Annotated in this window: 2 protein-coding genes; one reads left to right on the top strand and one right to left on the bottom strand. The window is 59.5% G+C overall.

What is annotated here, in order from left to right; genetic code table 11:
• Positions 1-2436 (bottom strand): M14 family zinc carboxypeptidase (locus WA354_RS07575; protein ID WP_472812393.1); only part of this gene is annotated, 2436 nt, incomplete at its 3' end.
• A gap of 134 nt (positions 2437-2570) precedes the next feature.
• Here WA354_RS07575 and WA354_RS07570 point away from each other — a divergent pair.
• Positions 2571-3285, top strand: a 715-nt coding sequence (locus tag WA354_RS07570; protein ID WP_472812392.1) for a hypothetical protein, incomplete at its 3' end; no start/stop codon positions are given.

Genomic DNA, 3285 nt, shown 5'->3' with positions numbered 1-3285 from the left:
CTTCCCGACCAGGACAGAGTTCAGCACGGTGCCGTCGACACGCACATCGCCACGCGGCACCACGCTGACGCCGGGTGCGAGACCGGTGTCGATGGCGAACTGCGAGGTGTCTTCGCAGGTAATGAGCAGGCCCCCCTGCTCCACGAATTTCTTGAGGTGTTCGAGTCCATCGTAGCCAAGACCGGGGCGAATGTCATCAGTGGAGTCGATGCGGCCGAGGTTCGGTGTGATGTCCGATTTCTTCCATGGCATCGCGTTGTTCCACGTCGGAAGGCCGTTGATGATGTCAAGAGAGGAGGAGCGGCCAACCGGCGCGAAGATGATGACGTCGTACTTCGAGCGCAGATCTTCCTCCTTCGCGACGGATTGCGTACTCATGTAATCGTAGGGGATTCCAGCGCTGTCGAATGCGTAGCGCCACCAACCCTCGGTCTGCGTGGAAAGCCAGGTGTGCATGAAGGCGATGCGTGGCGCAGCAATATCGTGCATCGCCACAGACGGCGCGGCGGTGAGTTTTGTGCCATCGAGCGCGAGATCGTGCAGCGCTCCGGCGGTCTCATCACCGCCCCCGTTGATCAGTAGCGATCCCGCGCCAAAATGCTTGCCGTCGGCATCGAACGCCTTTTCCGCAGCCTGGATCTTGGCGCCTTTCATTTTGTAAACCAGCGAGAGCAGAGAAATCTGGCCGGTGTTGTTGACGGCAATAATCGAACCCGAACCGTCGATCTTCCCCGACAACGTCGCCGGATCGTCAACCGGCTTCATGCCCGCCTTGAGGATCGCCGGATCGGATACCCGCACCGCCTTCACGTTGAAAAGGTGAGTGAACGACCAGCCCGTATCGTCGTATGGATGTTTCTGCGGATCATCGGGGGCCCAGAACTGCCGATCGAGCAGCGCGTCGGCAATGCGCGAATATGGCTGATCCATGCGGATCACGATGCTGCCCGCTGGAAAGCTCTGCTGCTTCGGCTTGTCCCCACGCTTCTCGCCGGCAACCTCCGCCGTCGTCCCGTCGGACAGTTGCTGAATCTCGACGTGCTGGCGTTTGAGCACCTTCAGCAGCTCCACCTCTCGATTCGTCGCCGCGGCGTCCGGAGCAATCACGTATGCTGCGGGACCTTCCAGCATCGGTTTCTGAATCGAGCGCTTGCTCTTCACGTAGTAGTTCTCGAGAAAGTGGTGTGAGTGTTGCGCGAAATAGGAAATCGTCGAAAGCAGCGCACTCTGCTCGTAGTTGTTGTTGTCGCGCTGCGACCAGGTGACGACGGGCAGCGGGGGATTCTGGCGGTACCAGGTGCGCGAATACTCTTCGGGCGTGAGGATGCGCTTTTCAGTGTCGGCGCCGCCGTTGCCAAAGGTCTCGTAGAGGCGGCTGATGCCGTTGTGCATCGCGGCCAGAAACATCAGGTAGCCGGGACTCCACGTGTCAAAGTCGCCATGCGTGAATACGCCGGGCATGCCGAAGCCCTGCATCTGCGCCACGTTGTTCCAGCCAAGTTCGGCCCACTCGTCGGCGAGCAGGGGATCGACCCATGCGTTGTAGGGCCCATCGCCCACGGTGTTGTCGTAGAGAAAGGGAACTGACTCATGCAGATCGTGCAGCACCTGCGCATGCCAGTCGACGTAGGTGTCGAGAACATTGCGCGTCAGGTCGAGGGTCATGCCCATGGCGTCGCGGTTGTTGTCGTGCGCCACGTAATGGCCCCAGTAGAGCAGGTGCGGCCACTGCTCTTTCGGATGGGCTTTGTGCCAGCGATAGATGTCGACCATGCGGTCGCGACCGTCCACTTCAACCACGGGCGTGATCAGCACGATCATGTGAGTGCGAATGTACTTGATGTACGGGGAATCATCGACGGCGAGGCGATAAGCCAGCTCCATCAGCGCCGTAGGTGCGCCCGTTTCGACGGAGTGGATGGTGCCGGTGATGTAATAGACCGGATACGACTGATCAATCAGCGTGCGGGCCTTGGCGTCGTCGAAATTGATGGTGCGTGGATCGCCGAGTTGGGCCAGACGCTGCTTGTTGGCATCGGCGTTCTTCAGCAGGTCGGCGTCAGCAATGGCCACCGCGATCATCTCGCGGCCCTCTTCGCTGTGGCCGATGGTGACGACCTTCACGCGCGGGCTGGCAGTGGCAAGCAGGCGGAAGTATTTGTAGACGTCTTCGGCGTAGGGCAGCATGTCGGGTGCACCGGAGACATCCCCGAGCACTTTAGCCGGCGTAGGAACATCCTTCGAGGCAGGCAGGTAATCCACCAGCGGCGAAGTGAACGAAGGATCGGTGGTGTACTTGTGAATGTGGTCTGTGTATTCCTGGTTGATTGCCTGCTGGGGATCGCGGGCGAAAGTGGTGTTCAGTGCGGATGTTTGAGCGGCAACTGAAGCGGCGTAAAAGGCAAAGGGAAGGACTGACAGCCGGAAGAGTCTCATAATCCTCGGTTCGGATGGGAATGCATTCTCGAATAGCGATGCATCCACTGGTACCACGGCAGGGTGGGTGAATTCAATGACGACAGAACTGAAGGGCCGTCGGCTGTATAGTTCACCAAGGAGGAAAGCCTGGCGTGTGGAAGATAGGGCGATGGCTTTTTGTGGCTGCTGTGAGCATGGTGCTTGCGCTCCCGCTAAGCGGGCAATATGCCCTCTCTGTATCGCCCTCGGATTGTCTTTTTCACCCCGGCGATAATCCAGACTGGGCCAGGATCAACCTCGACGAATCCGGGTGGCAGCCGGCATCGAAGTGGATTGACCACGCGACGGGCGAATCTCATTTCTGGCTTCGCTGCAGGCTTAACCCCGCGAAACTCGCGCCCTTTGTTCAGCCCAGTCTGCAAATCGCGATGGACGCGGCTTACGAGGTCTTCCTGAATGGCAGCCTGTTGGCCCGATTCGGCGATGTGAACAACGGCTCGCATACTGTCGGCGTTCTCAACCAGTACGAGTCTTCCGCGTTCTCGACCCGGGGCGGCCCGGTGCAACTTGCAGTTCGGATCGCATACATGCCCACGCTTTATGGCCAGCAGGCATTGCCCTGGATTCTGCTTGGTGACGCGAACGAGATGCGCAACAGCTACGATGCCCGGGTGTGGAATGCGGTGCGGGCTCACTGGATCGTCTGGGTGTGCAACGGTATTATGGCCGCCGCCGGGCTGTTCTTTCTCGCCATCTACCTCTTCGACCGATCCCAGCATCTGCTGCTATGGGCCAGCCTGACCTGGCTGTGCCTCGTAATGATTCGCTTCTGCGAATTCCTGGTCACTGCATCGGTGCACTTCTCCT

The organism is Occallatibacter sp., from assembly GCF_049802275.1.
Taxonomy (GTDB): domain Bacteria; phylum Acidobacteriota; class Terriglobia; order Terriglobales; family Acidobacteriaceae; genus Telmatobacter.
This window is presented reverse-complemented; position numbering and strand designations above follow the sequence as displayed.